Annotated in this window: 14 protein-coding genes; 6 read left to right on the top strand and 8 right to left on the bottom strand. The window is 67.0% G+C overall.

The annotated features are described in order from the left end of the window. Window positions 1-49: 49 nt before the first annotated feature. On the bottom strand, window positions 50-1,567 hold the full coding sequence (trpE, locus tag SM191_RS03440) for an anthranilate synthase component I (protein WP_341504989.1): 1,518 nt from the start codon (window positions 1,565-1,567) through the stop codon (window positions 50-52). Beyond that, window positions 1,554-3,500 carry a peptidylprolyl isomerase gene (locus tag SM191_RS03435; protein ID WP_341504988.1) on the bottom strand — a complete coding sequence of 649 codons (1,947 nt, stop codon included), beginning with the start codon at window positions 3,498-3,500 and terminating at the stop codon, window positions 1,554-1,556. The genes trpE and SM191_RS03435 overlap by 14 nt, the downstream gene beginning before the upstream one ends. 134 nt (window positions 3,501-3,634) lie before the next feature. Between SM191_RS03435 and tpiA the strand changes: the two genes are divergently transcribed. Next, window positions 3,635-4,381 carry a triose-phosphate isomerase gene (gene tpiA, locus SM191_RS03430; protein ID WP_341504987.1) on the top strand — a complete coding sequence of 249 codons (747 nt, stop codon included), beginning with the start codon at window positions 3,635-3,637 and terminating at the stop codon, window positions 4,379-4,381. 108 nt (window positions 4,382-4,489) lie between these two features. Here tpiA and SM191_RS03425 read toward each other — a convergent pair whose 3' ends face one another. The 3 genes from SM191_RS03425 to rimO all read right to left on the bottom strand — a co-directional run bounded on the left by SM191_RS03425 (window position 4,490) and on the right by rimO (window position 8,914). Then, window positions 4,490-5,866 carry a leucyl aminopeptidase family protein gene (locus SM191_RS03425; RefSeq protein ID WP_341504986.1) on the bottom strand — a complete coding sequence of 459 codons (1,377 nt, stop codon included), beginning with the start codon at window positions 5,864-5,866 and terminating at the stop codon, window positions 4,490-4,492. Next, window positions 5,863-7,263: a serine hydrolase domain-containing protein gene (locus SM191_RS03420; protein ID WP_341504985.1), complete on the bottom strand. Its 1,401-nt coding sequence runs from the start codon at window positions 7,261-7,263 to the stop codon at window positions 5,863-5,865. The genes SM191_RS03425 and SM191_RS03420 overlap by 4 nt, the downstream gene beginning before the upstream one ends. Before the next feature lie 310 nt (window positions 7,264-7,573). After that, window positions 7,574-8,914 carry a 30S ribosomal protein S12 methylthiotransferase RimO gene (gene rimO / locus SM191_RS03415; RefSeq protein WP_341504984.1) on the bottom strand — a complete coding sequence of 447 codons (1,341 nt, stop codon included), beginning with the start codon at window positions 8,912-8,914 and terminating at the stop codon, window positions 7,574-7,576. A 120-nt stretch (window positions 8,915-9,034) separates the two neighbouring features. On the opposite strand from rimO, the gene SM191_RS03410 reads away from it, so the two are divergent. After that, a complete protein-coding gene (locus SM191_RS03410) occupies window positions 9,035-10,129 on the top strand; it encodes an anhydro-N-acetylmuramic acid kinase (protein WP_341504983.1) in 1,095 nt (364 codons plus the stop codon). 51 nt (window positions 10,130-10,180) lie between these two features. On the opposite strand, the gene SM191_RS03405 is transcribed toward SM191_RS03410, so the two are convergent. From SM191_RS03405 to SM191_RS03395, 3 genes are all read right to left on the bottom strand, one after another. Then, the gene (locus tag SM191_RS03405; RefSeq protein ID WP_373461757.1) at window positions 10,181-10,714 is read right to left on the bottom strand and encodes a CHAP domain-containing protein; all 534 of its coding nucleotides are present in this window, start codon (window positions 10,712-10,714) and stop codon (window positions 10,181-10,183) included. Between the two features lie 129 nt (window positions 10,715-10,843). Further along, window positions 10,844-11,497: a DUF6975 family protein gene (locus SM191_RS03400; protein WP_341504982.1), complete on the bottom strand. Its 654-nt coding sequence runs from the start codon at window positions 11,495-11,497 to the stop codon at window positions 10,844-10,846. A gap of 73 nt (window positions 11,498-11,570) precedes the next feature. Next, window positions 11,571-11,828, bottom strand: a complete 258-nt coding sequence (locus SM191_RS03395; protein ID WP_341505075.1) for a hypothetical protein — start codon at window positions 11,826-11,828, stop codon at window positions 11,571-11,573. Between SM191_RS03395 and SM191_RS03390 the strand changes: the two genes are divergently transcribed. The 4 genes from SM191_RS03390 to SM191_RS03375 all read left to right on the top strand — a co-directional run bounded on the left by SM191_RS03390 (window position 11,812) and on the right by SM191_RS03375 (window position 16,383). Continuing rightward, the gene (locus SM191_RS03390) at window positions 11,812-14,004 is read left to right on the top strand and encodes a S9 family peptidase (protein WP_341505067.1); all 2,193 of its coding nucleotides are present in this window, start codon (window positions 11,812-11,814) and stop codon (window positions 14,002-14,004) included. The two genes, SM191_RS03395 and SM191_RS03390, sit on opposite strands and share 17 nt — an antisense overlap. Window positions 14,005-14,152: 148 nt before the next feature. Then, window positions 14,153-14,869: an MgtC/SapB family protein gene (locus SM191_RS03385; protein ID WP_341504981.1), complete on the top strand. Its 717-nt coding sequence runs from the start codon at window positions 14,153-14,155 to the stop codon at window positions 14,867-14,869. 55 nt (window positions 14,870-14,924) lie between these two features. Then, a complete protein-coding gene (locus SM191_RS03380) occupies window positions 14,925-15,209 on the top strand; it encodes a GIY-YIG nuclease family protein (protein ID WP_341504980.1) in 285 nt (94 codons plus the stop codon). 148 nt (window positions 15,210-15,357) lie between these two features. Further along, the gene (locus SM191_RS03375; RefSeq protein WP_341504979.1) at window positions 15,358-16,383 is read left to right on the top strand and encodes an aspartate-semialdehyde dehydrogenase; all 1,026 of its coding nucleotides are present in this window, start codon (window positions 15,358-15,360) and stop codon (window positions 16,381-16,383) included. Window positions 16,384-16,487 lie beyond the last annotated feature (104 nt).

Here is a 16,487-nt window from a genome sequence, read left to right as displayed (position 1 = left end):
TCTCGCGGATCAGTCTTGAAGAAGCGTCCGGAGAACGGCCAAACCGCCCCTATTGCCCGAAACCGCCTTCGCCCGCCCGCGCCACCGCGTCCCTGGCGGCGGCGAGCATCGCTCCGGCCTTGGCTTCGCATTCGCGCTGTTCATAGGCGGGGTCGCTGTCGGCGACGATGCCCGCGCCCGCCTGGACGTGGATGGTTCCGTCCTTGACCACAGCGGTCCGCAGCACGATGCAGGAATCCATCGACCCGTCCGGCGAGAAATAGCCGACGCCGCCCGCATAGGCACCGCGCCGCTCCGGCTCCAGTTGGGCGATGATCTGGCAGGCGCGGACCTTGGGCGCGCCGCTGACCGTGCCCGCCGGGAAGCCCGCGAACAGCGCATCCAGCGCGTCCTTGTCGTCACCCAGCCGTCCGACGACGTTGGAGACGATGTGCATGACATGGCTGTAGAATTCGACCGTATAACTGTCGGTCACCCGCACGCTGCCCGCCGACGCCGCACGACCGACATCGTTGCGGCCCAGGTCGAGCAGCATCAGATGCTCGGCGCGTTCCTTGGGATCGGCGAGCAGGCTGTCGCGGTTCGCGGCATCCTCGGCCCCGGTACGCCCGCGCGGACGGGTGCCCGCGATCGGGCGGATCGTCACCTCGCCGTCGCGGACCCGGACCAGGATTTCCGGGCTCGACCCGATCAGCGAGAAGCCGGGCAGGTCGAGATGGTAGAGGAAGGGCGAGGGGTTGATCCGCCGCAGGCTACGGTACAGCTCGAACGGGGGCAGGGCGAAGGGGGCGGAGAAACGCTGCGCCAGCACCACCTGAAATATGTCGCCCGCGACGATATAGTCCTTCGCCCGCGCGACCATCTCGGCATAGCGGCCCTGCGGCAGAGCAGGGGCGTAGGCGGGCTCGGGCAGGTCGGCGCGGACGGGCGAGGGAAGCGCGGTCGTCGCCAGCCGGGCGGCGGTCGCGTCCAGCCGTTCCTCCGCCTCGGCGATCATCCGGTCGGCATCGCGTGCGGCATCGGGCCAGACCGGCGCGACCAGATAAAGCGCGTCGGCCAGCCGGTCGAAGACCAGAATGACCGTGGGGCGCACGAAGATCATGTCGGGCAGGCCGAGCAGATCGCTCTCCGGCTGGGGCAGATCCTCGACCAGTCCGACCGTCTCATAGCCGAAATAGCCGACCAGACAGGCAAGAGCGGAGGGCAGCCCTTCCGGCACTTCGGCGCGACATTCGGCGACCAGGCTGCGGAGCGCGGCGAGCGTCGGTTGCGAGCACGGCTCGAACGCCTCGCGGTCGGTGGCCCAGCGACGGTTGATCGCCGCCGCATGGCCATGCGCGCGGAACACCAGATCGGGGGCGAGGCCGATCAGGCTGTAGCGCCCGCGCGTCGCGCCGCCCTCGACCGATTCGAGCAGGAAGTCGCCGCGACCCGGCTCGATCAGCTTGAGCGCCGCCGCCACCGGGGTTTCGGTGTCGGCGATCTGCCGCCGCCAGATCAGCATCGGGCGACCGGCGCGAAGCCGGTCGGCGGCGCCGTCGGCGGCGTTCGCCTCAGTTGCCGCCATTGTTCAGCAGTTCTGCGCGGACCTTCGCCACCGCCTTGGGATCGGTCTTCACGCCCACCGAGTCGCGAACGGCGCGGGCGAATTGCGAGACATATTCGCGGCCGATCAGGCGACCGATATCGGCGCGCGCGGCGCGGATCGCGGCTTCGTTGCCGGCGGCGTTGCCCGCCTCGATCTTGTTCACGCGCAGGACGTACCAGCCTTCGTTCTGCGGAGCCTCCAGCGTGCGCGCCTTGTTCTGCGGCATCGAGAAGAGCAGCGCGAGCGGCGCGGCGGCGGGTGTGTTCTGCGCGGCGGCCAGATCGCGGCGCGACGCGGCGATGGGGCGGACCGGCGGCACGGCCAAGCCGGTTTCCTTCAGCGCCTGCGCCATCGGCATGCCTTTGTTCACCTTGGCGAGCACCGCATTGGCGAGCTTGCGCGCGGCGGCACGGGCGCGGTCGGCATTCAGGTCGGCGAGAACCTGATTGCGTACATGCGCCAGCGGACGCGGGGCGGAGCGCTGGATCTGCCCGACGCCGACGACCGCGAAGCCGCCATCCTGCCCGACCGGCACGATCTGCGGCGCATCGCCTTCTTCGGCGGTGAAGGCGGCGGTGATCATCGCGCGCTGTTCCGGCGTCGGCTGGAAGGCCGGCGCATCGGGGGCAGCCCCTTGCGCGGTCACCGCCGGAGTGGTCTGCGCCTGAAGCTTGCGGTCGGTGACCACCTCATCGAAGGTTGCATTGCCCGACAGCGCATCCTCGATCGTGTTGCGCATCTCGCCCAGCGCGGCGGCCTGCTTCTGCTTGGTCAGTTCAGCGACGATCTCGGGCCGTGCCTGCGCCAGCGTCTTGCCGGGAACCTGGGTGATCGCATCGACCTTGGCGACGACGAAGCCCAGCGTGCCGCGAACCGGACCGACGACCGACCCTTGCGCGGCGCCGAACACCGCGTCGGCGACGGCGGCCGAGGCCTGCGTCGTATAAGCGGCCTTGTCGACACCCTTCTGGGTCGAGGCTTCCAGCCCGGCGGCGCGGGCGGCATCGGCGAGCGAGGCACCACCCTTCGCCTTGGCCGCCAGCGCGTTGGCGCCCGCCTGATCGGCGACGATCACCTGGGTCACGTCACGCTTCTGGGTCGCGGCATAACGCGACTGGTTGGTCTGGTAATAGCGGGCGATCTCCGCCTCGCTGGGCGTCGCGCCGGCCGCAACGGCGGCGGGCGTCACCAGTGCGTAGCGGACGACGCGGCGTTCGGGCAGCGTGTAGCGCTGGACGTTGCGCTGATAGAAGGTCTGAATCTCGGCATCGGTCGGCGCGGCCCCGGCGGCCACCAGACGGGTCGGGACATAGCCGACCTCGCCCTCACGCTTTTCCAGCAGCAGCGAGGCATAGGGCAGCGCCATCTGCATCGCGAACTGGGTCGCGCCGATGGTCGGTACCGTCAGTTGCTGCGCATAGCTGGTCCGCTCGATATCGGTCCGCACCTGCGCGTCGGTCATCTTCCGCTGCGCCAGAAGCTGCTGATAGAGCGCCGGATCGAACTGCCCATTGGGCCCGCGAAAGGCGGGGATCGAGGCGATCTGGCCATCGACCAGGCGGCGCGACACGACCATGCCCTGATCCTTGCCGAACTGTTCGAGCGACAGGCCGGTGATCTCGCGCTGAAGCACGCCCTCGAACCCGCCCGCCGCGACGAACTGTGCCATGTCGAGCGTCGGCTGTTCCTGGCGATAGGCCGCGACCTCGTTCTGCGCGGCGGTGCGCAGGTCGTTGGCGGTAACCTTCGCAGCGCCGACCTTGGCGACGTCGGACCCGCCCAGGCCGCCCGCCATGCCGGCGATGTTCGACACGTCGCCCGCCGCGAACGCGATCGCGATCACGCCGAGGACGATGAAGGTCACGACGACGCCGGCCTTGGAATTGATGATCCGGCGGAAGAAGCTGAGCATGGACGACCGATCGGCAAGGAATAAAAACGTCCCCGCTTTAGGGGGCAGTCGCGCCCGCATCAAGCTTGTGCGGACGCCACGATCCGCTATCGGTGTTGAACACGTACAACATGCGACTCAATGGGAGCCTGAATATGGCAAGGCGCAAATTGGTGGCGGGCAACTGGAAGATGAACGGCTCGCGCGCCGCGCTGGCCGAGCTGGACGCCATGGCGCGGGCGGCGGAGGCGGCCCCGAACGTCGATGTCGCGATGGCCGTGCCCTTCACTCTGATCGGCCCCGCCGCCGAGCGGGTGCCCGGACTGTCGATCGGCGCGGAGGATGTGCACGAGGCCGATTCGGGCGCGCATACCGGCTGCGTCTCGGCGGCGATGGTCAAGGAGGCGGGCGCCCGCTTTACGATCGTCGGCCATTCGGAGCGTCGTGCGGATCAGGGTGAGACCAGCCAGGACGCCTGGGCCAAGGCGGCGGCGGCGCATCGCCAGGGGTTGAACGTCATCCTGTGCTGCGGCGAAACCGAGGCGGAGCGCAATGCGGGCCGCGCCGAACGCGTGGTGCAGGCGCAGATCGAGAAGTCGGTGCCCGACAATGCGGACGGAAGCTGGTTCACCCTGGCCTATGAACCGCGCTGGGCGATCGGGACGGGGCGCACCCCGACGCTGGACGAGATCGCGACGATCCACTCCATCGCGCGCGCAAAGCTGCGGATGCTGATCGGCGATGCGGCGGATGCGGTGCGCATCCTGTATGGCGGGTCGGTGACGGGGGACAATGCGGCGACCTTGCTGGCGGTCGAGAATGTCGACGGCGCGCTGGTCGGCGGCGCGAGCCTGACCGCCGCGAAGTTCGTGCCGATCATCGAGGCGGCGGCGGGGTTGTAACGCCGGGAGGCCACCGTCGCCCCAGCGAAGGCTGGGGCCTTTTGCGGCGGATCGGTATGGCCGCCAAAGATCCCAGCCTTCGCTGGGATGACGGTTGGGGGCTGGTCGTCAGCCCGAATACCGCCCCTTCAACATCCGATACGCCGCGCGCAGGGCATAGGCATCACCCCCCTTGGGCCGCCCCGGCTTGGCCGAGGGCCGCCAGGCGAACACGTCCAGATGCGCCCAGGCCGTTTCCTTGGGCACGAAGCGTCGCAGGAACAGCGCCGCCGTGATCGCGCCCGCGAAGCCGCCGTCCGGGGCATTGACCATGTCGGCGATGTCGGACTTCAACATCTCGTCATAACCGTCCCAGAGCGGCAGGCGCCACACCGGGTCCTCCTCTGCGACACCCGCCGCCAGCAGGTCCGCCGCCAGCGCCTCGTCATCGGTGAACAACGGCGGCAGGTCCGGCCCCAGCGCCACGCGCGCCGCGCCGGTCAGGGTCGCGAAGTCGAGGATCAGCTCGGGCTTCTCCTCGCCCGCGCGGGTCAGCGCGTCGCCCAGGATCAGGCGACCTTCGGCATCGGTATTGGTATTCTCGACCGTCAGACCTTTGCGGGTCTTCAGCACGTCGCCCGGGCGGAAGGACGCGCCCGACACGGCATTCTCGACCGCCGGGATCAGCAAATGGAGCCGCACCGGCAGCCTCGCCGCCATCACCAGCCCAGCCAGCGCCAAGGCGTGGGCCGCGCCGCCCATGTCCTTTTTCATAAGCCGCATGCCCGCCGACGGCTTGATGTCGAGCCCGCCGGTGTCGAAGCACACGCCCTTGCCGACGATGGCGATGCGCGGGTGCGCGGGATCGCCCCAGTTCAGTTCGATCAGGCGCGGGGCGCGATCGCGCGTGGCGGCCTGTCCGACGGCGTGGACCATCGGGTAATCGCGCGCCAGCGCCTCGCCCGCCGTCACGGTGACGGCCGCGCCATGACGACGGGCCAGCGTTTCCGCCTCCGCCTCCAGTTCCGCGGGGCCGAGATCGCCCGCGCCGCTATTGACCAGATCGCGGACCAGCGCGGTGGCGGCGGCGATGCGGATCACCTCGTCACGATGCGCCAAGTCGCGGGTCAGAAGCACGCGCGGCGCGGCGTCCTCGGCCTTGCGATAGCGGGTGAACCGGTACTGGCCGAGCAGCCAGCCCAGCGCATTGGCCCCGACCTCCGCGCCGTCGAGGCGATAGCAGCCCTCTGGCAAGGTTTCGGCCAGCCTGGCCAGCGCCCAGGGCGATTCGGGATCGCTCATGCCCGCGACCATCGCGATCCCGTCCTCATGGGGAAGGAGGAGGTGCGTGTTGGGCTTGGCGGCGAAACGCTGGGCGGTAGCCAGCGCGCGGATCGATGCCGTCTGACGGTTCAGCCAGCCGTCGAAGGCGTCGGCGGTCAGCAACGTGATCGTCCGCGCGGGCTGTCCGCGATCGGGTTGGAGCAGGGGGGCGAAATCCGTCACTGGGCGGGGCTCACGAGGAATTGTTCGATCCTTCCGTTCGTCCCCGGTTCGGCATATGTGCTGATCCTGAGGCTGCGGTTCGGGTAGGTGACGCGATAGGAACGGTTGACGAAGCCGCCGCGCAGCCGCGTCTTGCCCACCTGTTCGATCTTCGTCGGCGCGCCGAGCGGCGACAGGCTGGTTCGATAATCCGCCATGGTCGCGGGCGTGAAATAATAGGCGGCGTCCTCGGTCAGAAGCGCCCGGTCGAGTTGGCCCGTCTGAAGCTGGAGATAAATCCGCTTCGTCCGATCGAGCGCGGCGGCATCCTCGACATTCGCCCTGGGGGCGGGGAGGACGATGTCCGAAAGGCCCTTGGCGATCCGGTCATGGGCGTCGGCGAACCAGGCATTGACGGCGACCACCACGGCGGCCTTGTCGTCGGGATAGACGATATTCTCGGTCAGGAAGCCGACCGCCTCGCCGCTATGTTCGACCATGCGGCGTCCATTGTCATTGCCGACCCCGACGCCCAGCCCGTAATTGGTGTTGGAGCCGTCGGTCAGCTTGACCGGGTTTTCCTGCTCGGCCCAGTCCTGGGGCGGCAACAGGCTGCGGTTGATCCGCGCGACGTCCCATTTGGCCAGGTCTTCCGGCGACATGGCGAGTTCGCCCGCCGCATAGAGCCAGCCGGGGGCGGCGGGCGTCTCGACCCGGACGGGGCCGAGCGCGTGGCGCAGATAGCCCTGGGGGAAGCCGGGGCCGACCGCCTTGTCCTGATCGACCGCCCGCATGCCGAGCGGGCGGAATACCCTTGCCTGGAGGAAGTCGAGCAGCGGCTGGCCAGACAGTTTCTCGACGATCATGCCCGCCACGACATAGCCGGTGTTGGAATATTGCCACTGGGCACCGGGCTGGAAATCCAGCGGTGCCTTGGCCCAGCGGTCGACGATGCCCTGCGGGCTGGTCGGGGTCGCCATCGCCCTGAAGCTGTAATCCTGCGGCCAATAGTCGCGCAGGCCCGAGGTGTGGCTGAGCAACTGGCGAATGGTGATCCTGTCGCCATCGGTGATGCCGGGGATGTATTTCGAAACGGTGTCGTCCAGCGACAGCTTGCCTTCGTCCGCCAGCAGCAGGATCGCGGCGGCGGTGAACTGCTTCGAGACGGAGGCGATCTGATAGGGGAGTTTCGGGTCGGCGGGGCCGGTCTGCCCTTCGAACTGCTTGCCGTACGCCTTGGCGAGCACGACCTTGCCGCCGCGCACCACCGCGATCGAGGCGGAGGGGACGCCGGTGTCCGCCAGCGTCTTTTGCACCAGGGCATCGATCTTCTGGGTTTCCGCCGGGGTAAGCGCCTGGGCGAGCAGCGGGGCGGGGGCGATGAAGGCGATCGCCGCCAGCAATGTCGGGTATCTCATGCGGGCAAGGAAGCAGGTTTGTGCGGGTGGTGCAACGGGTTCGGAGCGTGCGCTTCGACTTCGCTCAGCGTGAACGGTAGTTGGAACGGACCCCCTCGCGCGTTCGGCCTGAGCGAAGTGTGGGAGGAATGCCCCTCCACCACCGCTCTGCGGCGGTTCCCCTCCCCAAGCAGAGCTTGGGGAGGAATTGGGATACCCGGCGGACCGACAGGCCCCAATCCTCCCCAAGCTTGGCTTGGGGAGGGGGACCGCTCGCGTCAGCGAGTGGTGGAGGGGCGGGGCAACGCCCGTGACGATCGGTTATGGATGCTCATGCGTTTCCGGTGACGGGAACGCCGTACAGGTCGTGGTCGTCCGCATCCTCGATCGCGACCGGCACGATGTCGCCGACCGTCAGATGCCCGGCGTCGCGCAGGAAGACCTCGCCATCGATCTCCGGTGCATCGGCCTGGGACCGGCCGGTCGCGCCGCCTTCTTCGTCCACCGCGTCGATGATGACCGGCAGGGTGCGCCCTACCTTCGCGGCCAGCTTGGCGGCGGAGATCGCGGCGGTCTTTTCCATGATCCGCGCGTAACGCTCTTCCTTCACCGCCTCGGGGACGTGATCGGGCAGGGCATTGGCGGCGGCGCCCTCGACGGGCTCGAAGCGGAAGGCGCCGACCCGGTCGAGTTGCGCCTCGTCCAGCCAGTCGAGCAGATATTCGAAATCCTCCTCCGTCTCGCCGGGGAAGCCGACCACGAAGGTCGAGCGGATCGCGATGTCGGGGCAGATGTCGCGCCACTGGTGGATGCGCTGGAGCACCTTTGCGTCGTTGCCGGGACGCTTCATGCGGCGAAGCACGGACGGCGCGGCATGCTGGAACGGAATGTCCAGATAGGGCAGCACCAGTCCTTCCGCCATCAGCGGGATCACCTGATCCACATGCGGATAGGGATAGACGTAATGGAGACGCACCCATGGCGCGATCTTGCCGAGTTCACGGGCAAGGTCGGTCATGTGCGGCACGACCTCCTGCCCCTTCCACATCCGCGGCTCCTTGCGGATGTCGATCCCGTAGGCCGAGGTGTCCTGGCTGATGACCAGCAGCTCGCGCGTGCCAGCCGCGACCAGCTTTTCCGCCTCGCGCAGGATCGCGTCGGGGCGGCGGCTGACCAGATCACCACGGAGCGACGGGATGATGCAGAAGCTGCACCGGTGGTTGCATCCCTCCGAAATCTTCAGATAGCTATAGTGACGCGGCGTCAGCTTGAGCCCCGCATCGGGGATCAGGTCGATATAGGGCGACAGGTTCGCGGGCGCGGCGGCGTGGACCGCCTCCACCACCTGCTCATATTCATGCGCGCCGGTGATCGCGAGCACGTCGGGGAAGCGGGTGCGGATCGCCTCGGCTTCCTTGCCCATGCATCCGGTCACGATGACGCGACCATTTTCCTTGATCGCCTCGCCGATCGCCTCCAGGCTTTCCTCCTTGGCGGAGTCGAGAAAGCCGCAGGTGTTGACCAGCACGACGTCCGCCCCGGTATAGTCGGGTGACATCTGATAGCCATCGGCGCGAAGCTGGGTCAGGATGCGTTCGCTGTCGACCAGATTCTTGGGACAGCCGAGCGAGACCATGCCGACGCGCGGCGGAGTGGGGAGTTTGGTTGCCATGGGATACGCGCGCACATAGTCCAGATCGGACCGCTTTTCCAGATGTGCTTGCGCCAGGTGGTCGACAGGCCCCCGCGATCCCGGCATGAGGGGGGCGGTTTCACGAAGGTTAAATTGGCGATGCTGGCGATCGGATTGATGTCGGGAACCTCGCTGGACGGCGTGGACGCCGCGCTGGTCGAGACGGATGGCGAGGCGCTGGTGCGTCCGGTCGCCTTTCGTTCCGAAACCTATTCGGACGGCGCGCGCGCCGAACTGGCGGAGGCGACCGCGATGGCGCTGACCTTCGATCGCCCGCGTGCCAGCCCGCCCATCGTCGCGGCGGGCGACCTGATCGTACGAACCCATGCGATGGTCGTGCAGAAGCTGCTGCGCGACGCGGGTGTCGAGGCGGGGCGGGTCGACGTCGTCGGTTTCCACGGCCAGACCGTGGCGCACCGCCCCGATCGCGGCTGGACCTGGCAGATCGGTGACGGACAGGCGCTGGCCGATGCCACGGGAATCGTCACCGTGTCCGACTTCCGCTCCGCCGATGTCGCGGCGGGCGGGCAGGGGGCGCCGCTGATCCCGGTCTATCATGCGGCACTCGCTACCGAACTGAAAAAGCCGGTCGCCATCCTCAATCTTGGCGGGGTCGCCAACATTACCTGGGTCGGCCGCGACGGAGCGCTGGTCGCGTTCGACACCGGGCCTGCCAACGGCCTGATCGATAGCTGGATGGAGGCGGAGACCGGCCAGCGTTACGACGCGGACGGCGCGTTGGCGGCGACGGGGCGGGTCGAGCCGAGCGTGCTGGACACGATGATGGACAATGGCTGGTTCGATCTGGCCCCGCCCAAGTCGCTCGACCGCAACGACTTCACCATCCAGCCGGCGCGGGGCCTGTCGGCGGCGGACGGGGCGGCGACACTGACCGCCTTCACCGCGCGGACGGTCGCGCGGGCGCTGGATCACCTGCCTGAGCGGCCCCGGCGACTTCTGGTTGCGGGCGGCGGGCGGCACAATGCGACCATGCTGCGGATGATCGGGCAGGAAACCGGACTGACGCCCGAGCCGACCGATGCGCTGGGCTGGAACGGCGACGCGATGGAGGCCGAGGGTTTCGCCTATATGGCGGTACGGCGGCTGAACGAGCGCCCGATCAGCTTTCCGGGTACGACCGGTGTGGCGCAGGCGATGACCGGCGGCGTGATCCACCGGCCAGCCGCCAACTGACCGTCTTTTCCTCGCGCGTCCGCGTAGGGCGAAGCTCGATCCCCCTAGCAATCAGCGGGCGACATAGGCGTCGATCAGCGCGCCGACATAATCGGGCTTGTCGCTGGTCAATTCGGGCGCGGCGCGGCCCTTGCCATAGATGAAGCCGTAGATCGGATAGGTGGAACTGCCCAACCCGTCCGAGTCGCGGAACCAGACCTTCACCTCGCTCCAGTCATTGGCGGGGGAAACGTCGAACAACGTCACATCCTGTTCGGCATGGCCGCGCTCGCCATTCTGGATCGACCAATTGGCGTGGGTCAGCATCAGCACCCGATCCTCGACCACGCGGCTGACCACCGCGACATGGCCCAGCGGCAGGCGGCTGGTCTTTTCGAAGACGACGACCGCGCCGACACGGGGGCTATGCCCGCGCGGATATTTGCCTTCCGCTTGGTTCCACCAGGTCCAGGCGTCGCCATAGATGGAAATGCCGGAAGCCTCGCGCGCGAAAGGCACGCATTGCCCGACATAATCGAGCAGCGATCGCGCTTCGGCCGACACGGCGACCGTCAGTGCGCAGAGCGAGAGGACTGCTTTGGACACCAGGGCTTTCATGACGATCACGCTAAACCCGGCGGATTAATCGTGCACTGTTCAAGATGGTTAACGGGCCGGTAGATCGCCCGGCCGAGTGTTTCGCGCGACGGGCGGACAGCGCGGGGCTGGTCGCCGCTAGCCGCGTCGTGCGCTCGCCCGCGCCTCCAGCAAATCCCAGAGTACGCGATGCTGGACGAGCAACTGAGTCGCGCCGAAACCGCGCGCCCGTGCCAGGCCCAGCGTCGCCGCCTCTTCCTCGGTCATGTCGAGCAACGGTTCGGGCAACTGGTTGACGGGGGCGGACAGGCCGAAGCGGCGGGCGGCCTGGTCCAGAAGCTGCCGGATGGTCCGCCAGTCGAGGATCAGCGCACAGACCGCGCCGGTCGCGCATCCGCGACGATCCGAATTGGCGAGCATCTCCAGTGTCTGGCGCAACTGGGTCAGCGCCGCATCGGTCTGTGCCTGACCCGGTGTCGAGGGAAGCGGGCCCGCCGCCGAGGTCAGGTTGGCGAGAAAGGCCCGCTCATGGGCGAAGGCGTTGGACGACTGGATCAACCAGGGCAGCGTTTCGATCTGGATGCCGCGCGCCATGGCGTAGTCGATCATGCTCGGATGATTGCCATGGACCGCGCACACCGCATGAACCGCATCGGTCAGGTCATGCAGCCGCGCCTGCGGCAGAAGCAGCGACTGGACATGAGGATGCCCCGCGCTACCCGAGCGCGCCAGGATCGCCCGGATATCACCCCGCCGATCGTTCTGAATGTCGAATGCGATGGTCGCCGCCATGTCCGTTCCGATAATGTGCGGAGTATGACGACGGGGATCATCTCCTCGTGCCGTGCCCGCCCGAACGGTCTAATCAAATTTCGTTAATAGCGGGTTTACGAAGAATTTCTGACCGAAACGGCGACTCTTCGCGCAGCATCTGGCGATCCTGTCCGACCGGATCGGATCGCGCTTGCCCGATCGCCGCGCCGTCGCGATAACGCGCGGCGACGCGCCGGGACCGATCCGGCGAATATGGGTCTGGAGTGGTATGAATGCGCAAATGGGTGCTCGGTCTGGCGCTGGCCTCGGTCGGGGCGTCGGTCACATCAGGAATGGGGGCACCGGCCATGGCCGCTGAGCCGGAAAAGCAGGGCGAACTGACGCTGAAGCGTGTCTTCGGCAGCCCGGACCTGTCGGGGTCGCAACCGCGCGGGCTACGCCTGTCGCCCGACGGAACGCTGTTGACCTCGCTGCGCCCGCGCGCCGACGAGCGTGAGCGGCTCGACCTCTGGGCGCGCGACACCCGCACCGGCGAGGAGCGGATGCTGGTCGATTCGAAGAGGGTCGGCTCGGGTGCCGAACTGTCCGAGGCGGAGAAGATGCAGCGCGAGCGCGCGCGCATCGGCGGGTCGAAGGGCATCGTCGCCTATGACTGGGCCCCCGACGGCAAGTCGATCCTGGTGCCGCTGGACGGTGACCTCTATCTCGCCGGGCTGGACGGTACGGTCCGTCGCCTGACCAACACGCCGGGCGGCGAACTGAACCCGATCGTCAGCCCCAAGGGCGGTTTCGTCAGCTTCGTGCGCGATCAGAATCTTTGGGCCATGCCGCTGGGTGGCGGCGAGGCGCGCGCCTTGACCACCGAGGGCGGGGGCACCGTGCATTTCGGCGAGGCGGAGTTCGTCGCGCAGGAGGAAATGCACCGCTTCACCGGCTATTGGTGGAGCCCGGATGAACGCTACATCGCGGTCGAACGCTTCGACGAGGCGCCGGTCAAGGTCGCGGTCCGCGCCGCCATCGGCGCGGCGGGCACCAAGGTCTATGAACAGCGCTATCCGGCGGCGGGCACGCCCAATGCGCTGGTCGATCTCTACGTCATGAAGGCGGACGGGTCGGGTCGGGTAAAGGTCGATCTGGGCAGCGATCCCGACATCTATCTGGCGCGCGTCGACTGGACGCCGGACGGCTCGGCGATGCTGGTCCAGCGGCAGAGCCGCGACCAGAAACGGCTCGACATGCTGCGCGTCGATCCGACCACCGGCAAGTCCAAGCTGGTCTTCACCGAGCGTTCGGGTGAGCGGAGTTGGCTGAACCTGTCCGACGCCTATCGCCCGATGAAGGATGGCGGCCTGATCTGGCGGTCGGAGCGGGACGGCTATGGCCATCTCTATCGCTTCGCGAACGGTAAATGGACGCAACTGACCAAGGGGCCGTGGGTGGTCACCAACCTGGTCGGCGTGGACGAGGCGAAAGGGCGGCTCTATTTCACCGGCCTGAAGGACGATGTGCTCGAACAGCATGTCTACGCCGTCGATATCGCCAAGCCGAACGTCATCACCCGCCTGACCGAGCGCGGCTATACCAACAGTGCGTCGATGGACTCGTCGGCCAGCCGCTTCATCGTCTCGCGCTCCAGCCCGAGCCAGCCGACCCAGGTCTATCTCGCCGACACGAGCGGCAAGCGGCTAAGCTGGATCAACGAGAACGCCATCGTCGCGGGGCATCCCTATGCGCCCTATCTCGCCAGCCACCGGGAGACCCAGTTCGGCACGATCAAGGCCGATGACGGCACGACGCTCTATTGGGAGATGATCACCCCCAAGCTGGAACCGGGCAAGCGCTATCCCGTCTTCTTCCAGCATTATGGCGGCCCCGGCACCGGCCAGCAGGTCACGCGCGGCTGGCAGGGGGCTCTGCCGCAATATCTGGTCGATCAGGGATGGATCTTCTTCCAGATCGACAATCGCGGCTCCTATAATCGCGGCAAGGCGTTCGAGGATGCCATCTACCACGCGATGGGCACGGTCGAGGTCGCCGATCAGTTGGCGGGGGCCAATTATCTGAAGAGCCTGCCCTTCGTCGATGCGGGCCGGATCGCGACCTATGGCTGGTCTTATGGCGGCTATATGTCGATCAAGATGCTGGAGAAGACCCCGGGCGTCTATGCCGCCGCCGTGTCGGGCGCGCCGGTGACCGACTGGCAGCTTTACGATACCCATTATACCGAACGCTATCTGGGCGACCCGCGCACCGATCCGCAAAGCTATGCGACCTCGCAAGGGATCACGGATGCGGCCAATATCCGCGATCCGTTGATGCTGATCCACGGCATGGCCGACGACAATGTCTTCCTCGACAATGCCACCGCCTTCGCGGCCGAGATGCAGAAGACGGATACGCCGTTCGAGATGATGCTCTATCCCGGCCAGACCCACCGCGTCGGCGGGCCCGGCGTGTCGGAGCATCTGTGGCACACGATCCTGAACTTCCTGAACCGGACGGTGAAGGACAAGCCTGCGAACTAATCCCGATCCTCCCCGGCACGGGGAGGGGGACCATGCGAAGCATGGTGGAGGGGGATTGCCGCAAGTGACGTCCTCGGTGGCGGCCCCCCCTCCGTCAGCGCTCGCGCGCTGCCACCTCCCCGTAACGGGGAGGATTTAGGATATGCACATGGCATTTCTGAAAACCTTCCACCTCTGGCCGTTCCTCGACACACTGGTCAGCTATCTGACGGCGTTCGTGCTGGGCACCGTGATCGGGGCGGAGCGGCAATATCGCCAGCGCACGGCAGGGCTGCGGACCAATGCGCTGGTGGCGATCGGCGCGGCGGCGTTCGTCGATCTGGGACAGCGGCTGGGCGGCGATGTCGAGTCGATCCGCATCATCGCCTATGTCGTGTCCGGCATCGGCTTCCTGGGCGCGGGCGTCATCATGAAGGAGGGGATGAACGTCCGCGGGCTGAACACCGCGGCGACCCTCTGGTGCTCGGCGGCGGTGGGCTCGATCGCGGGTAGCGACATGGTGGCGGAGGCGGTGTTGCTGACCTTCGTGGTCCTGCTCGCCAATACCGCGCTGCGGCCGCTGGTCGACGCGATCAACCGCATTCCGGTGGAGGGGCGGCATGTCGAGGCGACCTACTCGGTTAGCCTGACCACCGTCGCGGCGCAGGCCGGGCCGGTCGGCGACATGCTGGTCGAGCATCTGGAGCGCGCCGGATTGCCCGTCGCGGAACTGGAGACGGAGGAACTGGGCGAGGATCAGGTGACGGTCACCGCCACCCTGACCAGCACCATCATCGAGGCGAGCGAACTCGACCGCATCACCGACCATTTCCAGTCGGTCCACGCGATATCCCACGCCACCTGGGCGGCGAGTACGCATGATTGACTCCAAGTCCGTCACCCCAGCGAAGGCTGGGGCCCTTCTCCGCATAGGCTGACCGATGGCGGGCTGGGTCTACATGATGACCAACAAGCCTGACGGCGTGCTCTATATCGGCGTAACCGCGCATCTCGCGGCGCGCATTCACCAGCATCGCACCGATAGAGGCGCGGAATTCTGTCGCCGTTATGGCCTGCATCGACTGGTCTATGCCGAGGAGCATGATCGGATCGACGATGCCATCGCTCGCGAGAAAGCCATGAAGGCGTGGAAGCGGGAATGGAAGGTTCGGTTGATCGAGAGCATCAATCCTGAGTGGGACGACCTCTTCGACCGACTGGCCTGAGGCGAGAGGCCCCAGCGAAGGCTGGGGCCTTTGGCGATAATCACCCCTAAACCCCCGCTTGCCCCGCGCAAACGCGCACTTTTCGCAAAGTTGGTGGACGCGTCCGCGCAATGACGCTACCGGCTCACGCTTCCGAGTGGAGGGTTGAATGGGTTATCGCGTGGTGGTCGCCGGGGCTTCGGGCAATGTCGGCCGGGAAATGCTCAACATTCTGGCGGAGCGGGAATTCCCGATCGACGAACTGGCGGTCGTCGCCTCGTCGCGCAGCCAGGGCGACCAGATCGAATATGGTGAAACCGGCAAGATGCTCACCATCAAGAATATCGAGCATTTCGATCCCGCCGGTTGGGACATCGCGCTGTTCGCCATCGGCAGCGACGCGACCAAAATCTATGCGCCGAAATTCGCCGCCGCGGGCTGCGTCGTGATCGACAATTCGTCGCTCTACCGCATGGACCCGGACGTGCCGCTGATCGTGCCGGAGGTGAACCCGGACGCGATCGACGGCTACAAGGCCCGGAACATCATCGCCAACCCCAATTGCTCGACCGCGCAGATGGTCGTGGCGCTCAAGCCGTTGCACGACAAGGCGACGATCAAGCGCGTCGTCGTCGCCACCTATCAGTCGGTGTCGGGCGCGGGCAAGGCGGGCATGGACGAGCTGTTCGAGCAGAGCCGCAACATCTTCGTCGGCGACCCCGCCGAGCCCAAGAAGTTCACCAAGCAGATCGCCTTCAACGTGATCCCGCATATCGACAGCTTCCTGGACGACGGCTCGACCAAGGAAGAGTGGAAGATGGTGGCCGAGACCAAGAAGATCCTCGACCCCAAGGTGAAGGTCACCGCCACCTGTGTCCGCGTGCCTGTGTTCGTCGGCCATTCCGAAGCGCTGAACATCGAGTTCGAGAACGAGATTTCGGCCCAGGAAGCCCAGGACGTCCTGCGCGAAGCCCCCGGCGTCATGCTGGTCGATAAGCGTGAGGACGGCGGATATGTCACACCGGTCGAGTGCGTCGGCGACTTCGCCACCTTCATCAGCCGCGTGCGCGAGGACTCGACGGTCGATAACGGCCTGTCGCTGTGGTGCGTGTCGGACAATCTGCGGAAAGGTGCCGCGCTGAACGCGGTGCAGATCGCCGAACTTCTCGGCCGTCGTCACCTGAAGAAGGGCTGACGTAAAACTCCTCCCCGGCAACGGGGAGGGGGACCATGCGCAGCATGGTGGAGGGGGCTCTCCGCAAGGAATGCCCTATGAGGAAGCCCCCCTCCGTCAGCGCT

Source organism: Sphingomonas sp. 2378 (assembly GCF_038084995.1).
Classification (GTDB): Bacteria; Pseudomonadota; Alphaproteobacteria; order Sphingomonadales; family Sphingomonadaceae; genus Sphingomonas.
Note: the sequence above shows the minus strand (reverse complement) of the source record. Positions and strands in the feature narration are given on the sequence as shown.

Coding starts and splice junctions, on each gene's coding strand:
- rimO (WP_341504984.1), bottom strand. CDS start 8,914: ATGGCAACCAAACTCCCCACTCCGCCGCGCGTCGGCATGGTCTCGCTC.
- SM191_RS03390 (WP_341505067.1), top strand. CDS start 11,812: ATGGGGGCACCGGCCATGGCCGCTGAGCCGGAAAAGCAGGGCGAACTG.
- tpiA (WP_341504987.1), top strand. CDS start 3,635: ATGGCAAGGCGCAAATTGGTGGCGGGCAACTGGAAGATGAACGGCTCG.
- SM191_RS03380 (WP_341504980.1), top strand. CDS start 14,925: ATGGCGGGCTGGGTCTACATGATGACCAACAAGCCTGACGGCGTGCTC.
- SM191_RS03435 (WP_341504988.1), bottom strand. CDS start 3,500: ATGCTCAGCTTCTTCCGCCGGATCATCAATTCCAAGGCCGGCGTCGTC.
- SM191_RS03395 (WP_341505075.1), bottom strand. CDS start 11,828: ATGGCCGGTGCCCCCATTCCTGATGTGACCGACGCCCCGACCGAGGCC.
- SM191_RS03420 (WP_341504985.1), bottom strand. CDS start 7,263: ATGAGATACCCGACATTGCTGGCGGCGATCGCCTTCATCGCCCCCGCC.
- SM191_RS03410 (WP_341504983.1), top strand. CDS start 9,035: ATGCTGGCGATCGGATTGATGTCGGGAACCTCGCTGGACGGCGTGGAC.
- SM191_RS03400 (WP_341504982.1), bottom strand. CDS start 11,497: ATGGCGGCGACCATCGCATTCGACATTCAGAACGATCGGCGGGGTGAT.
- SM191_RS03385 (WP_341504981.1), top strand. CDS start 14,153: ATGGCATTTCTGAAAACCTTCCACCTCTGGCCGTTCCTCGACACACTG.
- trpE (WP_341504989.1), bottom strand. CDS start 1,567: ATGGCGGCAACTGAGGCGAACGCCGCCGACGGCGCCGCCGACCGGCTT.
- SM191_RS03375 (WP_341504979.1), top strand. CDS start 15,358: ATGGGTTATCGCGTGGTGGTCGCCGGGGCTTCGGGCAATGTCGGCCGG.